This window comes from Kocuria rhizosphaerae (genome assembly GCF_044462265.1).
Taxonomy (GTDB): Bacteria; Actinomycetota; Actinomycetes; order Actinomycetales; family Micrococcaceae; genus Kocuria; species Kocuria rhizosphaerae.
Map to the genome: position 1 here is coordinate 23,953 of NZ_JBISWL010000138.1, position 15,977 is coordinate 39,929.

At 74.7% G+C, this 15,977-nt stretch carries 12 protein-coding genes; 9 read left to right on the forward strand and 3 right to left on the reverse strand.

Annotation, left to right across the window (positions count from 1 at the left end; all coding sequences use genetic code 11):
- Positions 1-6: 6 nt before the first annotated feature.
- Together ACH9EU_RS16020 and ACH9EU_RS16025 are read right to left on the reverse strand one after the other, a co-directional pair.
- Positions 7-1,350, reverse strand: a complete 1,344-nt coding sequence (locus ACH9EU_RS16020; protein WP_396414898.1) for an MFS transporter — start codon at positions 1,348-1,350, stop codon at positions 7-9.
- 108 nt (positions 1,351-1,458) lie between these two features.
- The gene (locus ACH9EU_RS16025; protein WP_396414899.1) at positions 1,459-2,499 is read right to left on the reverse strand and encodes a Gfo/Idh/MocA family protein; all 1,041 of its coding nucleotides are present in this window, start codon (positions 2,497-2,499) and stop codon (positions 1,459-1,461) included.
- Positions 2,500-2,743: 244 nt separating this feature from the next.
- Between ACH9EU_RS16025 and ygiD the strand changes: the two genes are divergently transcribed.
- Complete coding sequence (ygiD, locus tag ACH9EU_RS16030) at positions 2,744-3,634, forward strand: 4,5-DOPA-extradiol-dioxygenase (RefSeq protein WP_396414900.1); 891 nt, start codon at positions 2,744-2,746, stop codon at positions 3,632-3,634.
- 7 nt (positions 3,635-3,641) lie between these two features.
- Here ygiD and ACH9EU_RS16035 read toward each other — a convergent pair whose 3' ends face one another.
- A complete protein-coding gene (locus tag ACH9EU_RS16035) occupies positions 3,642-4,550 on the reverse strand; it encodes a LysR substrate-binding domain-containing protein (protein WP_396414901.1) in 909 nt (302 codons plus the stop codon).
- Positions 4,551-4,693: 143 nt separating this feature from the next.
- Here ACH9EU_RS16035 and ACH9EU_RS16040 point away from each other — a divergent pair, with 143 nt between their 5' ends.
- From ACH9EU_RS16040 to ACH9EU_RS16075, 8 genes are all read left to right on the forward strand, one after another.
- Complete coding sequence (locus ACH9EU_RS16040; protein WP_396414902.1) at positions 4,694-8,191, forward strand: bifunctional proline dehydrogenase/L-glutamate gamma-semialdehyde dehydrogenase; 3,498 nt, start codon at positions 4,694-4,696, stop codon at positions 8,189-8,191.
- Positions 8,192-8,417: 226 nt separating this feature from the next.
- Positions 8,418-9,914 (forward strand): FAD binding domain-containing protein, encoded by a 1,497-nt coding sequence (locus ACH9EU_RS16045; RefSeq protein WP_396414903.1) that lies wholly within the window; start codon positions 8,418-8,420, stop codon positions 9,912-9,914.
- The gene (gene xdhB, locus ACH9EU_RS16050) at positions 9,911-12,283 is read left to right on the forward strand and encodes a xanthine dehydrogenase molybdopterin binding subunit (RefSeq protein ID WP_396414904.1); all 2,373 of its coding nucleotides are present in this window, start codon (positions 9,911-9,913) and stop codon (positions 12,281-12,283) included. Before ACH9EU_RS16045 ends, xdhB begins: the two co-directional genes overlap by 4 nt.
- 1 nt (position 12,284) lies before the next feature.
- Positions 12,285-13,157 (forward strand): xanthine dehydrogenase accessory protein XdhC, encoded by an 873-nt coding sequence (gene xdhC / locus ACH9EU_RS16055; RefSeq protein ID WP_396414905.1) that lies wholly within the window; start codon positions 12,285-12,287, stop codon positions 13,155-13,157.
- Between the two features lie 113 nt (positions 13,158-13,270).
- The gene (locus ACH9EU_RS16060; RefSeq protein WP_396414906.1) at positions 13,271-13,648 is read left to right on the forward strand and encodes a TIR domain-containing protein; all 378 of its coding nucleotides are present in this window, start codon (positions 13,271-13,273) and stop codon (positions 13,646-13,648) included.
- A 10-nt stretch (positions 13,649-13,658) separates the two neighbouring features.
- Positions 13,659-13,820, forward strand: coding sequence for a hypothetical protein (locus tag ACH9EU_RS16065; RefSeq protein ID WP_396414907.1), 162 nt, complete (start codon positions 13,659-13,661; stop codon positions 13,818-13,820).
- 105 nt (positions 13,821-13,925) lie between these two features.
- Positions 13,926-15,023, forward strand: a complete 1,098-nt coding sequence (locus tag ACH9EU_RS16070) for an aminotransferase class V-fold PLP-dependent enzyme (protein ID WP_396414908.1) — start codon at positions 13,926-13,928, stop codon at positions 15,021-15,023.
- A gap of 186 nt (positions 15,024-15,209) precedes the next feature.
- A partial coding sequence (locus ACH9EU_RS16075) for a DUF222 domain-containing protein (protein ID WP_396414909.1) occupies positions 15,210-15,977 on the forward strand: 768 nt, incomplete at its 3' end.

Here is a 15,977-nt window from a genome sequence, read left to right on the forward strand (position 1 = left end):
GTCCCATCACCGGCGCCCGGTGTCGTGGCCCGCGTCGCCTCCCGTCCCGTCATGGCCCGTGCGGGGCCCTCCGGCAGCGCCTGCCGGACCCCGGACCGAGGTGCCGTCCGCGGCGGCCGTGGCCCGCGCTCCGGACCCCGGGGCCGCCTGCCGGGCGGGCAGCACCGCGGCCAGGACGACGACGAGGACTCCGGCGACCGGAACCACGAGCAGGCCGGTGCGCACGCTCGTGGCGTCGGCGACGAGCCCGACCAGGGGCGGGGAGCAGAGGAAGCCCAGGCGCATGAGCCAGCTGACCACGGTCAGGCCCGTGCCGTGCCGGAGGCCCGGCAGCTCGTCGGCGGTGTGCATGGCCGCGGGCACCAGGGTGGCGACCCCGAAGCCGGCGGCGGCGAACCCGGCGACCGTCCCGGGCACCGAGGGCAGCGCCAGGGCCAGTCCCATGCCGGTGAGCACGATCAGCCCTCCCGCGCGGGCGACCGCGCGCTGCCCGAACCGGTCCACGAGCCGGTCCCCGGCCAGCCGGCCCACGAACTGCGCGCCGACCAGCGCCACGAAGCCCAGCGCCGCCACCGGGGCCGCCGCGCCCAGGGATCCGGAGAGGTAGACGGCCGCCCAGGTGCTGCCGGCGTCCTCGACCAGGGCCCCCGAGGTGGCGATGAGGACCAGGGCCACGAGCACCGCCCACGTGCGCGGGCCCGGGCGAGGGATCCCGATCCGGCCGTCGTCGGCCGGGCCACCGGATGCGGACCTGGGGTTCGGGCCGGACAGCAGCAGCCGGTGAGCGGTCAGGGCCACGCCGGCGAAGAGCAGGCAGGAGATCCCCAGGTGCACCCCGCGGGAGAGCCCGGCCATGATCGCGCCGGCCCCCATGAGCCCGCCCAGCACGGCCCCGATGCTCCACACGGCGTGGAAGGAGTTGAGGATGGAGCGCCGGTAGAGGCGCTGGACGCGCAGCCCGTGGGAGTTCTGGCCGACGTCGGTGACCGCGTCGGCGGCCCCGGCGGCCAGCAGGGCGAGGGCGAGCAGCGCCCAGGACGGGGCCAGGCCCGCGAGCAGGACCCCGGTTCCCGTGGCCACGGTGCCCGTCACCGCGACCGCGCCCGAGCCGAACCGGCGGATCAGCGCTGCCGCGCCGAGACCTGCCACCAGGGCGCCCAGCGGAAAGGCGGCCACGGCCAGCCCGAACTGGGCGTTCGAGAGCTCGAGATCGGCCTTGATCTCCGGGTAGCGGGGCAGGAGGTTGGCGAACAGGGCGCCGTTGGTGAGGAAGAGCAGGGCGACACCGGTGCGGGCACGGCGCATCCGGGTCTCGGGCGCCGGTGCGGTTCCCGGGCTGGAGAGTGCCATGGCAGGGCCTTTCGCAGGCGCAAGGAGCAGGGGCGGGGCGTGGCCCGGTGCTCCCGGGCCGGGGGTGTCAGCGGTCCCGGTGCCGGGAGGTGGTGGTGATCAGGGCGCTCACCCGGGTCGGCCCGTCCGGGGTGCGGGTGCCTCCGCCGTGCCGGTGGCGGCGCTGCGCCGGGCGGCGTCCAGGACCGCGGCGGTGTCCACGGCGTCCCAGGGGTCCACGGGGACCTCCCCGTCCTCGAGGAGCCAGCGCGCCACGGCCCGGTAGAAGTCGGCGGGCTCGCCGGGGGCGGTGGGGACGGCGGTGGTCTCGGTGCCGTGGACGAGCAGCCCGGTCATGCCGTCCCCCGGCGCCAGGGCGTCGAAGGGGCCGGCGGCGTCGTCGTGGCCGGGCACCAGGAAGGCACCGGCCGAGCCGAGGACGCGGGTCCGCGGTCCGGGGGCGCCCACGAGGCTGCCCGCCCACAGGTGGCTGATGGTGCCCGAGGCGTGCTCCAGTGCCAGGAAGACGTCGTCCTCGGCCGGGGTCGTCAGCGAGCGCAGCTCGGCCCTGACGGTGACCACGGGCCCGAACAGCTCCAGCGCGGAGTCGACCAGGTGCGGTCCGAGGTCGAGGAGGAGTCCGCCACCCTCGCCCACGGCGTTCTCCCGCCACCGGCTCTTGGGCACCGGCCGCCACCGCTCCCAGCGCCGCTCGAACCGGTGCACGGTGCCCAGGACCCCGTCGGCGAGGATCCTGTGCAGCGTCAGCTGCTCGCGGTCCCAGCGCCGGTTGTGGAAGACCGTGAGCGGGGTTCCTGTGCTCTCGGCCCGCCGGACGACCGTGCTCGCGCCCTCGTGGTCGAGGGCCAGGGGCTTGTCGACGACCACGGGGATCCCCGCCTCCAGGCCGGCGATCGCGTGCTCGACGTGGCGTCCGGTCGGGGAGGCGACGACCAGCACATCGGGCCGGGAGCCGGCCAGCAGTCCGGGGAGGTCGCGGTGGACCCTGACCCCCGGCCAGTCCTCGGCGGCCCGGGCGGTGCGGCCGGCGTCGGCGGTGACGACGTCGGTGACGCGGGCGCCGGACTCGCGCAGCAGCGGCGCGTGGAACTCGCGGCCCGCCATGCCGTAGCCCACGAGCCCGGCGGTGAGCGTGCGCGGCGCCGTCACCGGACGTTCCGTCCGGCCGCGGAGGCGGTGCTCGGAAGCTCGGTCATCGGGGCGGGTCCTTTCCGTGGGCCGTGCGCGGACCGGTGGCGCGGTCACGCGCGGACGTCCTCCACCCTACGAGTTCCTGCCGGACCGCACAGGGCGGTCGTGTCGGCAGCCGCGGGTCCTTGGCGCGCACGGATCCGACCGGCAGGATGGTCGCAGAGGCCCGCCACCGCCGGCGGGCCGGTGCCGAGGAGCCGCGATGAGCACGGAGACCCCCGCCCCGACCGGTCCGATGCCCGCGGCCTTCTTCGGGCACGGCAGCCCGATGAACGCCCTGGAGACGAACCGGTACACGAGCGCCTGGCGGGCCTTCGGGGAGTCGGTGCCGCGGCCCCGCGCGATCCTGGTGGTCAGCGCGCACTGGTACATCAACGCCACCGCGGTCACGGCCATGCCGTCCCCGCGGACGATCCACGACTTCTACGGCTTCCCGCAGGAGCTCTTCGACGTGCAGTACCCGGCGCCGGGGCTGCCCGGCCTGGTCGAGGAGATCAGCGACACCGTCCACCCCACGTGGGTCGGCGCGGACGTCGACAGCTGGGGCATCGACCACGGCACGTGGTCGGTGCTCACCCACGCGTTCCCGGACGCCTCGTTCCCGGTGGTGCAGATGAGCATCAACGCGGACAAGCCCCTGGACTACCACCTGGACCTCGGCGCCCGCCTCGCACCGCTGCGGGAGGCCGGGGTGCTGATCGTGGCCAGCGGCAACATCGTGCACAACCTCCGCGGCATGGACTGGAGGCTCACCGACGACGGCTACGACTGGGCGCGGCGGTTCAACGAGGACGCCAAGGAGCGGATCCTCACGGACCCGACCGAGGTCGCCACCCTCGACGCGCACCGCGACTGGCGCCGGGCCGTGCCCACCCCGGACCACTTCATCCCGGCGCTGTACCTCGCAGGGCTCGCGGGCGCGGCCGGGGCCACGCGGCCGGCCGACACCCACGTGCTCGTGGACGGCTACTCCTACGGCTCCCTCTCGATGACGGCCTACTCCCTCGGGCTGCAGTGTCCCGAGGGTGCCGGGCCAGGTGGCGCCCCCGTCCGTCCGCCGGGGGACGTGCCGCCGGACGGGTCCAACATCTGAACCGTGCTCAGTCCATCCGCCCGGCCAGCTCGGCGGCCACCGTCTCCAGCGCGCTGCGCAGGGCGAGGATCGCGGGGCGGTGGGCGCTGGAGCCGCGGATGGAGGTGAACACCGTGCGCCGTGGGTTCCCGGGCAGGCCGACCAGCCGGCAGGGGGAGTGGCCGGTGGCCCACATGAGGTCCGGCATCAGGGCCACGGCATTGCCGGACTCCACGAGCCGGGTCTGTGCCTGGAGGTCCGCCGTCGAGAACCGCACGTCCGGCTCGAAGCCCGCCTGCCGGCACAGCTGCTCGTCCCAGTGCCTCGAGGCGGCCCCGCGAGGCTCCATGACCCAGGGCAGCTCGCGTGCGTCCTGCAGGGACGTGATGTGAGCGTGGTCGGGTCCGGGCGGGACGGCCAGGCGGATGGCGTCCGTGACGAGCCGGCGCCGGTCCAGGTCCGGGTGGTGTGCTGCGGCGTGACTGGGGTACTGCTCCGCCACGACGACGTCGAACTCCCGGGTCCACGTCTCGTAGAGGGCGCGCTCCGGTTCGGCCTGCACCATCTCGATCCGCACCTCGGGGTGCTCCCGGCGCATGATGCCCAGCACGTCGGGCATGAGGGCCAGGGCGGCGGACTGGAACACGGCCACGCGGACCGTGCCCGTGACCGTGCTGAGCGAGGCCGCGAGCTCCGCCTCGGCGCGCTCGAGGACGTCGAGCAGCTCGTCGGTGCGGGCCACGAGGATCTCCGCCTGGGGCGTCAGCTGGACCCGCCGGCCGGCGCGGGCGAGGAGCGGCACGCCCGCCTCCTTCTCGAGGGCGGAGAGCTGCTGGGAGACGGCGGAGGGGCTGAAGTTGAGGGCCTCGGCGACCTCCGCGAGGGTCCCCCGCAGGGCAAGTTCGCGCAGCAGGCGCAGCCTGCGCACATCCAGCATGGGACCCCCTCGAACTCTTCAGATCTTCTGACGAATCATCCGTGGAAAACATCACTTTATCCGAATCCAAACGGGCCGCATAGTGGGTGTTACCAGAAGATTTCGGCCCACCACATCGGGGCCCAAACCAGGGAGATGCCTCTATGACGACGATCCCCGTCCCCGCGCCCGCGCAGACCCCCGCCGAGCTCCGGACCGGTCACACCGTTTCCCATGCCGAGATCCCCGGCGCCCTGGCCTCGGAAGCGGTGGCGCTGGTGCGCCGCTGGCTCACCGAGGCGGAGCAGTTCCCGGTGGACTCCTCGGCCCGGAACCTGGCGGGGGTCCTGAAGGACCCCAGCGGCCTCGACTTCACGGTCGGTTTCGTGGACGGCGTCATCCGCCCCGAGGACGACGCCGTGGCGGCCCGCAACCTGGCGCGGCTGGCCCCGAAGGTCCCGGCGTTCCTGCCCTGGTACCTGCGGACCGCGGTGCGCGCCGGTGGCGTCCTCGCCCCGGTGGCCCCCGGCGTCGTCATCCCCGTCGCTCGCAGGGCCCTGCGCGAGATGGTCGGCCACCTCATCGTGGACGCGGACCAGCGCAAGCTGGGCCGGTCGATCGCCAAGATCCGCAAGAACGGCGTCCGGCTCAACGTGAACCTCCTGGGCGAGGCCGTGCTCGGCACCCACGAGGCGGACCGACGACTGCAGGGCACCCACGAGCTGCTGGCCCGGCCGGACGTGGACTACGTCTCCATCAAGGTCTCCTCCGTGGTCGGCCCCCACTCCCCGTGGGCCTTCGAGGAGGCCGTGGCCGAGGTCGTCGAGAAGCTCACCCCGCTCTACGAGCAGGCCGCGGCCTCCCCGACGCCGAAGTTCATCAACCTGGACATGGAGGAGTACAGGGACCTCGACCTGACCGTCGCGGTGTTCACCCGCCTCCTCGGCCGTCCGCAGTTCCAGCACCTCGGCGCCGGGATCGTGCTCCAGGCCTACCTGCCGGACTCCCTCGAGGCCATGATCCGCCTCCAGGAGTGGGCCTCGGCCCGCCGCGCGGCCGGCGGCGCCCCGGTCAAGGTGCGCGTGGTCAAGGGAGCGAACCTGCCCATGGAGCAGGTCGAGGCCTCCCTGCACGACTGGCCCCTGGCCACCTGGCACACCAAGCAGGACTCCGACACCCACTACAAGCGGGTCCTCAACTACGCCCTGCAGCCCGAGCACACGGACGCGATCCGGATCGGCGTGGCCGGGCACAACCTCTTCGACATCGCCTTCGCCTGGCTGCTCGCCGGACGGCGCGGGGTCCAGGACGCCGTCGAGTTCGAGATGCTGCTGGGCATGGCCACCGGTCAGGCCGAGGCGGTCAAGCGTGACGTCGGCTCCCTGCTCCTCTACACCCCGGTGGTGCGCGCCTCCGAGTTCGACGTGGCGATCGCCTACCTCGTCCGCCGGCTCGAGGAGGGCGCCAGCTCCGAGAACTTCATGTCCGCCGTGTTCGAGCTCTCCGAGAACCAGGAGCTCTTCGCCCGCGAGCAGCAGCGGTTCCTGTCCTCCCTCGCCGAGCTCGACGACACCGTGCCCCTGCCCCACCGGGTCCAGGACCGCCGCCTGCCCGAGCCGCCGGCGCCGGCCGACGGGTTCGCCAGCACGCCCGACACGGACCCGGCCATCTCCGTCAACCGGGAGTGGGGCCGGGCGATCCTGGAGCGCGTGCCCGGCTCCCGGGTCGGCGTGGACACCGTCACCGCCGCCCGCGTCGAGGACGAGGCCGAGCTGACCCGGCTGATCGACGCGGCGCTGGAGGCCGGCCGCGGCTGGTCCGCCCTCTCGGGGGCCCAGCGCGCCGAGGTCCTGCACCGGGCCGGGGACGCCCTGGCCGCCCGCCGCGGACCGCTGCTGGAGGTCGCGGCCGCCGAGGCCGGCAAGACCCTCGACCAGTCCGACCCGGAGATCAGCGAGGCCATCGACTTCGCCCACTACTACGCCGAGCGCGCCCGCGAGCTCGACGACGTCGACGGCGCGAGCTTCGTGCCCGCGCGGCTGACGGTGGTGACCCCGCCGTGGAACTTCCCGGTGGCCATCCCCGCCGGCTCCGTCCTGGCGGCCCTGGCCGCCGGCTCCCCGGTGGTGTTCAAGCCGGCCGGCCCGACCAAGCGCTGCGGGGCCGTGGTCGCCGAGGCCGTCTGGGAGGCCCTGGACGCCTCGGGGATCTCCCGTGACGTGCTCGCCCTCGTGGACCTGTCGGAGCGTGCCCTGGGCCGGCAGCTCATCACCCACCCGGCCGTGGACCGGCTCATCCTCACCGGCGCCTACGAGACCGCCGAGCTGTTCCGCTCCTTCCGCCCGGATCTGCCGCTGCTGGCCGAGACCTCGGGCAAGAACGCCCTGGTGGTCACCCCCAGCGCGGACCTGGACCTCGCGGCGAAGGACGTCGCCTACTCGGCGTTCGGCCACGCCGGTCAGAAGTGCTCGGCGGCCTCGCTCGTGATCCTGGTCGGCTCCGTGGCGACGTCCCGCCGCTTCCACGACCAGCTCGTGGACGCGGTCACCTCCCTGACCGTCGACGCCCCGACCAACCCCGCCGCGCAGATGGGCCCGCTGACCGAGCCGGCCGAGGGCAAGCTGCTCAAGGCCCTGACCACCCTCGACGAGGGCGAGTCGTGGGTGGTCGAGCCGAGGCAGCTCGACGAGTCCGGGAAGCTGTGGACCCCCGGTGTACGCTCCGGGGTGCGGCGCGGCTCCGAGTTCCACCACGTCGAGTACTTCGGTCCGGTCCTGGGCGTGATGACCGCCGAGACGCTGGAGGAGGCCGTCGCGATCCAGAACGAGGTCGAGTACGGGCTGACCGCCGGGCTGCACTCCCTGGACCCGGAGGAGATCGGCTACTGGCTCGAGCGCGTCCAGGCCGGCAACCTCTACGTCAACCGGCAGATCACCGGTGCGATCGTCCAGCGCCAGCCCTTCGGCGGCTGGAAGAAGTCGGCCGTCGGGCCGGGCACGAAGGCCGGCGGGCCGAACTACCTGATCGGCCTCGGCGGCTGGGAGCCGGCCGAGCTGCGCGGCACCGGACGCCCGGTCCAGAGCGGGCCGGTGGCCGAGCTGCTCGAGGCCGCCCGCGGCGCCCTGCCCGCCGGCGAGGCGGACCGGGTCGAGCGCGCCCTGCGCAACGACGCCGCCGTCTGGGCGGAGGAGTTCGGCGTGGCCAAGGACGTCTCGCGGCTCTACGCCGAGCGCAACATCTTCCGCTACCTGCCCCTGCCCGTCACGGTGCGACTGTCCGAGGGCGAGCCGCTGGCCGCGCTGGTGCGGGTGGTCGCCGCGGGCCTCCGCGCCGGCGCCCCGATCACGGTCTCCTCGGCACTCGAGCTGCCCGCCGCGGTGCGCTCCGTGCTCGCCGGCCGAGGCGCGCAGGTGAGGGTGGAGGACGACGCCGCGTGGCTCGCCGGGGCCGCCGGACTCGGGGCCGGGCGCGTCCGGCTCATCGGCGGGGACCGTGCCGCCTTCATCGAGGCCACGGGTGGCCGCCCCGACGTGGCGGTCTACGCCGACCCCGTGACCGGGGCCGGCCGGGTGGAGCTGCTGCCGTTCCTGCGCGAGCAGGCCGTCAGCATCACCGCCCACCGCTTCGGCACCCCCGACCACCTCACCGACCACCTGATCTGAGCCCGGTCCCCGGGACAGCCGCGGCAGGGCCGCGGACGGGGCCCGTCACCTCTGCGGAGGCGGCGGGCCCCTTCCGCGTCCGCGGGCTGCCCGCCGCGTCCGCCGGTGCCGCCACCGGTCCGGCACCCTCCAGCGGTCGGGCTGCTTCCGGCGGTCGAGCTCCTCCGCCGGAGTGCACGGCGGGTATAGGCTCGCACCCACCGAGGCGCGGCACGAAGGAGGCGGCATGGAGGGCATCCGCGTGACGGTCAACGGCCGGGAGCGCAACGGCCTCGGAGCCGGCCCCCACACCCGGTTGCTGGACTGGCTGCGCGCCGAGGGCCTCACCGGGGCGAAGGAGGGCTGCGCGGAGGGCGAGTGCGGGGCGTGCGCCGTGCTGGTGGCCCGTCCCGACGGTCCCGGCCGCAGCCGCTGGACCGCCGTCAACGCGTGCCTGCCCCCTGCGGCGGCCTTCGACGGCCAGGAGGTCGTCACCGCCGAGGGTCTCGGGACGGCAGCCGGACCCGGCACGGCCGAGCGGCTGCACCCCGTCCAGCGGGAGATGGCCGAGCGCGGCGGCTCCCAGTGCGGCTTCTGCACCCCCGGTTTCGTCTGCGCCATGGCTGCCGAGTACTACCGCCCGGACCGGCATCCGGACACGGCCGGGGCACCGGGTCCCGGCGCGGACACGGGGGACGAGCCCTTCACGGACCCCGAGCGCGGACCCGACGGCTTCGACCTCCACGCCCTGGGCGGCAACCTCTGCCGCTGCACCGGCTACCGGCCCATCCGGGACGCCGCCCACGCCCTCGGCGCCCCCCGGGAGGACGACGCCCTGGGGCGGCGCCGGACCGAACCCGCCCCCGCGGCCCGGCCCACCCGGCTGGCGTCCGGCGGGGCGCGCTTCGTGCGGCCGGCCTCCCTCGCGGAGCTCCTGGCGCAGCTCGGCGAGCACCCCGGCGCGCAGGTCGTCGCCGGGTCCACGGACACCGGCGTGGAGGTCAACCTCCGCCACGACCGGCCACGGCTGGTCCTGGCCGTGGACCGGCTCGACGAGCTGCGCCGTCTCGAGTTCGGCGCCGACCGGATCGAGATCGGGGCGGCACTGACCCTCTCCGAGCTCGAGCGGGAGCTGGCCGGCAGGGTGCCGCTGCTGGCCCAGCTCCTCCCGCGCTTCGCGTCCCGGCTGATCCGGAACGCGGCCACCCTCGGCGGCAACCTGGGGACCGGCTCGCCCGTCGGCGACGCGGCGCCCGCCCTGCTCGCCCTGGAGGCCTCCGTGCTCCTGGCCTCGGCCGAGGGGGAGCGGGAGGTGGGCCTGGACGAGTTCTGGACCGGATACCGGCGCACGGTCCGCCGTCCCGGGGAGGTGATCCGGGCGGTGCGGATCCCGCTGCCCCTCGCTCCGCACGCGGCGTTCGCCAAGGTGGCCAAGCGGCGTCTCGACGACATCTCCGCCGTGGCCGTCGGCATCGCGGTGCGGCTGGAGGCCGGGTCCGTCGCGGCCGTGCGGATCGGCCTCGGCGGGGTGGCGGCCACACCGCTGCGGGCGCGGGCCACGGAGGAGGCGCTCGCGGGCCGTCCCTGGACCCGGGAGACGGCCGACGCCGCGGCGGCGGTGCTCTCCGGCGAGGGCACCCCGATCGACGACGTGCGGGCCACCGCCCGCTACCGCTCGGCCGTGCTCGGGCAGGCGCTGCCGCGGTTCTGGGCGCAGACCCGGGACGAGGCGGTGTCCCGGTGAGGTCCCTCGCCGAGCGTCCCGTGGACCCCGTGGTGGGGCTGCCCGTGCCGCACGAGAGTGCGGCGGCGCACGTCACGGGAACGGCGCTCTACACCGACGACCTCGCGGCCGGCGGACGGGACGTGCTCCACGCCTGGCCCGTCCAGGCGCCGCACGCCCACGCCCGGCTCACGGCACTGCACACCGGCCCGGCGCTCGGGCTGCCCGGGGTGGTCCGCGTGCTGACCGCCGCCGACGTCCCGGGCGTCAACGACAGCGGGACCAAGCAGGACGAGCCGTTGTTCCCGGAGGAGGTCATGTTCCACGGCCAGGCGGTGGCCTGGGTGCTCGGCGAGTCCCCGGAGGCAGCGCGGCGGGGCGCCGAGACGGTCGGGACGGAGTGGGAGCCGCGGCCGGCCCTGCTCACGATCGCGGAGGCTGTCGAGGCCGGGAGCTTCCAGGGCCTGCGGCCCACGGTCCGCCGGGGCGACGCCGCCGCGGCACTGGAGAGCTCCCCGCACCGCTTCGGAGGCGAGATCGAGATCGGCGGGCAGGAGCACTTCTACCTGGAGACCCACGCCTCGCTCGCGACCGTGGACGAGGCCGGGCAGGTGTTCGTGCAGTGCAGCACGCAGCACCCCACGGAGACCCAGGAGATCGTCGCCCACGTGCTGGGCCTGCGCAGCCACGAGGTGACCGTGCAGTGCCTGCGGATGGGCGGCGGCTTCGGCGGCAAGGAGATGCAGCCGCACGGCTTCGCCGCCGTCGCCGCCCTGGGCGCCGTCCTGACGGGACGGCCGGTGCGCCTGCGGCTGACCCGCGCCCAGGACATGGTCCTGACCGGCAAGCGGCACCCCTTCCACGCCCGCTGGGAGGCGGGGTTCGACGACGACGGGCGGCTCCGGGCGCTCCGGGCGACCCTGACCAGTGACGGCGGGTGGAGTCTGGACCTCTCCGAGCCGGTGCTGGCCCGTGCGTTGTGCCACGTCGACAACGCCTACTGGATCCCGCACGTGGAGGTCCACGGCCGGGTCGCGAGGACGCACAAGACGTCCCAGACGGCCTTCCGCGGCTTCGGCGGGCCCCAGGGCATGCTCGTCGTCGAGGAGATCATGGGCCGGTGCGCCCCGCTGCTCGGGATCGACCCCGCGGAGCTGCGCCGTCGCAACCTCTACGCCCCCGGGCAGTCCACCCCCTACGGGCAGCCCGTACGGCACGCCGAACGGCTGCACGCGGTGTGGACGGAGCTGCTGGAACGGGCCGACGTCGGGCGCCGCCGCGAGCGGATCGCGGCGTTCAACGCGGCGCAGGACGACCGGCGCCGGGCCCTGGCCGTGACGCCCGTGAAGTTCGGCATCTCGTTCAACTTCACGGCCTTCAACCAGGCGGGCGCCCTCGTGCACGTCTACAAGGACGGCTCCGTGCTGCTCAGTCACGGTGGCACCGAGATGGGACAGGGCCTGCACACCAAGATGCGGCAGGTCGCGGCCACGGCCCTCGGCGTCCCCCTGGCCGCGGTGCGGCTCGCGCCCACCCGCACCGACAAGGTGCCCAACACGTCCGCGACCGCCGCGAGCTCCAGCTCGGACCTCAACGGCGGGGCCGTGAAGAACGCGTGCGAGCAGATCCGCGACCGGCTGGCGGAGGTCGCCGCCCGGCAGCTGGACATCCATCCCGACGACGTCCGCTTCGCGGGCGGGCGGGTCACCGGGATCGGCTTCTCCGACCGCGACATCGCGTTCGAGGACCTGGCGCACGACGCCTGGGCGCAGCGGGTCTCCCTCTGGGCCGCCGGCTACCACCGCACCGAGGGGCTGCACTGGGACAGCTCCCGGATGCAGGGGGAGCCCTTCAAGTACTTCTCCTACGGGGCGGCCGTCGCCGAGGTGGAGGTCGACGGGTGGACCGGGGAGCACCGTCTGCTGCGCGCCGACATCGTCCACGACGTCGGCGACAGCCTCTCCCCGCTGATCGACGTCGGGCAGATCGAGGGCGGCTTCGTCCAGGGCGCCGGCTGGCTGACCCTGGAGGACCTGCGCTGGGACGTCTCGGACGGCCCGCACCGCGGCCGGCTCGACACCCGGTCCGCGAGCACCTACAAGCTGCCGAGCTTCTCCGAGATGCCCGGGGAGTTCCACGTGCACCTCTTCGAGCGCGCCACGGAGAGCGGGGTCGTCTACGGCTCCAAGGCGGTGGGGGAGCCGCCCCTCATGCTGGCGCTCAGCGTGCGGGAGGCCCTGCGGGAGGCGGTCGCGGCCTTCGGGCCCGGTGGCCGCAGCACCGCGCTCGCCTGCCCGGCCACTCCCGAGGCCGTGTACTGGGCGCTGGAGGAGGCACGCCGCGCCGCGGCCTCCGGGCCCGCCGCCCCGGGTGCAGTCCGGAGGGGCTGACGTGGACTGGCTGGACGCGCTGCAGCACCTGCGCGCGGAGGGTGTGCCGGCGGTGCTGGCGACCGTGACCGAGGTGCGCGGGCACTCCCCCCGGGAGGCCGGGGCCAAGATGGTCGTGTCCGCGGACGCCTCGTGGGACACCGTGGGCGGCGGCAACCTCGAGGCGACCGTCGTCGACCGGGCCCGCGTCCTGCTCGCGACGGGCGCCGGTGTCCCCGAGACCCTCGGCGTCGAGCTCACCGAGCACGCCGTCGTCGAGCACGGCCGGCAGTGCTGCGGAGGAGCGGTCAGTGTCCTGCTGGAGCCCCTGCACGCCCGGCCGGTCGTGGCGGTCTTCGGCGTGGGGCACGTCGGGCACGAGCTCGCCCGGGTGCTCTCCCGGCTGCCCCTGCGCCTGCACCTGGTGGACAGCCGGGAGGACGCTCTCGTCCCGGAGCGGCTGGCCGACGTCACGGGCGGCACCGCGCAAGTGCACGTCCACTGCGTCCCCGCACCGGAGCGCGTGCTCGCCGCACTGCCGGCCGGCGCGCACGTGCTGGTGATGAGCCACGACCACGCCGAGGACCTCGTGCTGTGCGACGCCGCCCTGCGCCGGGACGACCTCGGATCGGTCGGTCTGATCGGCTCGCGGGCCAAACGGACACGGTTCCGGGCGCGGCTGCGCGGGGAGGGGCACGACGAGGCCGCTGTGAACCGTATCGTGTGCCCCATCGGCCTGCCGGACGTGCCCGGCAAGGCTCCAGCGGTCGTCGCCGTCAGTGTGGCCGCGGACCTTCTGCGGGTGCTCGGGGAATCCGGCGGTCCCGAGTTCCGCCGGTCCGCCGCGGAGCGATCCGGAGGCGAGGACGGGACCGGCAGGACCGGATGCGTATGACACAAAACGACGTACTCCCCGGGAGTATCGCACGCGACTCTTCGGCAGGGATGCGACCCGGTTATTGTGGCGCAGACCACAACCGAAGCAATTGTGCAAGGAGGTCGTTGGCAATGGCGCCGAAGACCGTGTATCTGGCTTGTGCCGAAGAGGACGAGCTGTTCCGGAGACTGTTCACCACCCAGTGGTCCAGGGCGGGGGCCTCGGCCCGGTTCCTGAAGTCCCCGGCGGAAGGGCCGAACTCACCCACCTGGAAGAAGGACGTCCTGGAGCGGATCCGACGCTCCGACGGAGTGATCGCGCTCATCGGCGGCTACACCCCGACGTCGGACGCCGCCCTGTGGCCGATCCGGTGCGCCACGGCCGAGGGCAAACCGCTCATGGGCCTCTGGCTGGAGTCCGAGCACCGGGAGAAGCCGGCGGCGATGGGGTCGGCGCGCTGCCACAGCTGGACCTGGGAGAACGTCGGGGAGTTCCTCGACGCCCTGTGACACCGGCCGGGTGAGTACCGACGACGGGGCCCGCGGAGCACTCCGCGGGCCCCGTCGCCGGTACTCCGTGCGTGAGCCGTTCGCGGCCCACGCCTCGAACGGCGCGGTGCGCTCCTCGGGCGCGACCGGGCGCACCGGCAGCGACCACTCGTGCGGCGGCCCGGCGACGTAGTCGTGGAACTCGGCGTCGTCGAAGCCGCCGGCGGCCGCGGCGACGGACGCCGCTACCCTGGTCCGTGGACCAGAATTCCCGTCACATCGAGGAGAGCCCGTGCCCATGATCCAGCGCCGACTGTTCGGTCCCGGTCCGTCCAACCCGTACCCGGAGGCGACGGCGGCCCTGGGCCACCCGCTGCTGGGGCACCTGGACCCGGTCTTCCTGGAAGTCATGGACAGCGCGTGCGAGGGCCTGCGCCAGGTCTGGGGGACCCGCAACCGGCGCACGCTGCCGCTGAGCGCCACCGGCTCGGCAGGCATGGAGGCGGCCTTCGTCAACACCGTGGAGGAGGGCGACGTCGTCGTCGTCGCCGTCAACGGGCTCTTCGGTGAGCGGATGTGCGACGTGGCCTCCCGGTGCGGCGCGGAGGTGGTGCGCGTGGACTTCCCCTACGGCCAGCCGGTCGATCCGCAGCGGGTGGCCGAGGCCCACCCGTCGCCCAAGATCATCGCGGCCGTGCACGCCGAGACCTCCACCGGGGTGCGCTCGGACATCGCCGCGCTGGGGGAGCAGAAGGGGGACGCGCTGCTGCTCGTGGACGCCGTCACGTCGATCGGTGGCATCGAGCTGCGCGCGGACGACTGGGGCGTGGACATCGGCTACGCCGGCACGCAGAAGTGCCTGGGCGTGGCGCCCGGCCTGGCCCCCTTCACCATCTCCGACGCCGCGTTCGAGCGCCGCGTGCTGCGTCCTCGCTCGTGGTACCTCGACCTCGGCATGCTCGGCGGCTACGCGGGCGAGGCCCGGGGCGGGACCCGGACATACCACCACACCGCGCCCACGGGCATGGTGGCATCCCTCGACGCGGCGCTGCGGCGGATCGCGGACGAGGGGCTGGAGAACGTGTGGGCCCGGCACCAAGCGGCCGGCGACGCCCTGCATGCGGGACTTCAGGAGATGGGGCTGGAGCTCTTCGCCGCCGAGGGGTACCGGTTGCCGCAGCTGACCACGGTGAAGGTGCCCGAGGGCGTGGACTCCGCCGCGGTCCGCGCCCACTTGCTGGAGCACTACTCCCTGGAGATCGGGGCGGGCGTGAAGGAGTACGCATCCACCGTGTGGCGGATCGGGCTCATGGGCCCGAACGCCGAACCGGGTGCCGTGGCGCTCGTCCTGGGCGCGCTGCAGGAGGCCATGCGGGCCGTCTCCCAGCGGGTCTGACCCGCAGTCACGGCCAGGGGGCCTCCGGGCCGTGCAGATGGGGGAACCGCTCCCGGGGCGCGGTCTCGGACTCGCGGGCCGGTTCCGCGGGAGACCGCGGTTCCTGGCCCGGCCGCCCGCCGACGACCGGTCCCGTATGTCCTGCGTCACGTCTTAGGGTGTCGGAGCCGGTGGGGATGATGGAGCATGACCACCACCGCTGATGCGCCGCGGGAGCCGGAGGAGCCCTTCCCGGGGGATCCCTTGTCGGGGGAGTTGTTGCCGGAGGATCCGTTCCTGGCGGTCCTGGAGCAGGACTACGCGCAGGCGGTGGTGGAGCTGCTGGGGGAGGCGCGGGCGGAGGCTGCGGCGGCGGGCCGGCAGCTGCGGGTGGTTCACCGGATGTGGGTGCTGCAGGAGGCCGCCCACACCCGCCATCGGGCCGCTCGGGCCCGGTGGCTCACGGCCCGGGCCCGCCGGCTCGGGCACCGTCTGCCGGAGCTGGAGCACCGGACGGTGCTGGAGGTCGCCGAGGAGATCGGTGCGGGGCTGAACCTGCCGGTGGTGACCGCGATCCGGCGGGTGGAGCAGGCGATCATCCTGGTGGTGTCCCTGCCCGAGGTCCTCACCGCCCTGGAGGCCGGGGCGATCGGGGTCCGGCAGGCGGAGGTCATCGCCGAGCTGTGGCGGGGGCTGGTGGGCGGGCAGCTGAGCCCGGCCCCGCAGGAGGGGCCTGCGGTGGAGGACGTGCGGCGGGTGGCGGGGCGGCTGCTGGAGCGGGCGCCGGTGAGCACGGTGGCCCAGCTGAAGGCCGCGGCCCGGCGGCTGCGGGAGGGCCTGCCCGGGGGCAGCGCGGCCGTCCGGCACCGGGCGGCGCTGGCCCGGCGCCGGGTGTGGGTGGAGGCCGAGGAGGACGGGATGGCCCGGTTGTGCGCGGTCCTGGACGCGGCCACCGCCCACGCGGCCCACCACCGG

What these genes read in the sequence shown, in the direction of transcription:
- ACH9EU_RS16035 (WP_396414901.1), bottom strand. Translation starts at nt 4,550, where the DNA reads ATGCTGGATGTGCGCAGGCTGCGCCTGCTGCGCGAACTTGCCCTGCGG.
- ACH9EU_RS16045 (WP_396414903.1), top strand. Translation starts at nt 8,418, where the DNA reads ATGGAGGGCATCCGCGTGACGGTCAACGGCCGGGAGCGCAACGGCCTC.
- ACH9EU_RS16070 (WP_396414908.1), top strand. Translation starts at nt 13,926, where the DNA reads ATGATCCAGCGCCGACTGTTCGGTCCCGGTCCGTCCAACCCGTACCCG.
- ACH9EU_RS16060 (WP_396414906.1), top strand. Translation starts at nt 13,271, where the DNA reads ATGGCGCCGAAGACCGTGTATCTGGCTTGTGCCGAAGAGGACGAGCTG.
- ygiD (WP_396414900.1), top strand. Translation starts at nt 2,744, where the DNA reads ATGAGCACGGAGACCCCCGCCCCGACCGGTCCGATGCCCGCGGCCTTC.
- ACH9EU_RS16040 (WP_396414902.1), top strand. Translation starts at nt 4,694, where the DNA reads ATGACGACGATCCCCGTCCCCGCGCCCGCGCAGACCCCCGCCGAGCTC.
- ACH9EU_RS16020 (WP_396414898.1), bottom strand. Translation starts at nt 1,350, where the DNA reads ATGGCACTCTCCAGCCCGGGAACCGCACCGGCGCCCGAGACCCGGATG.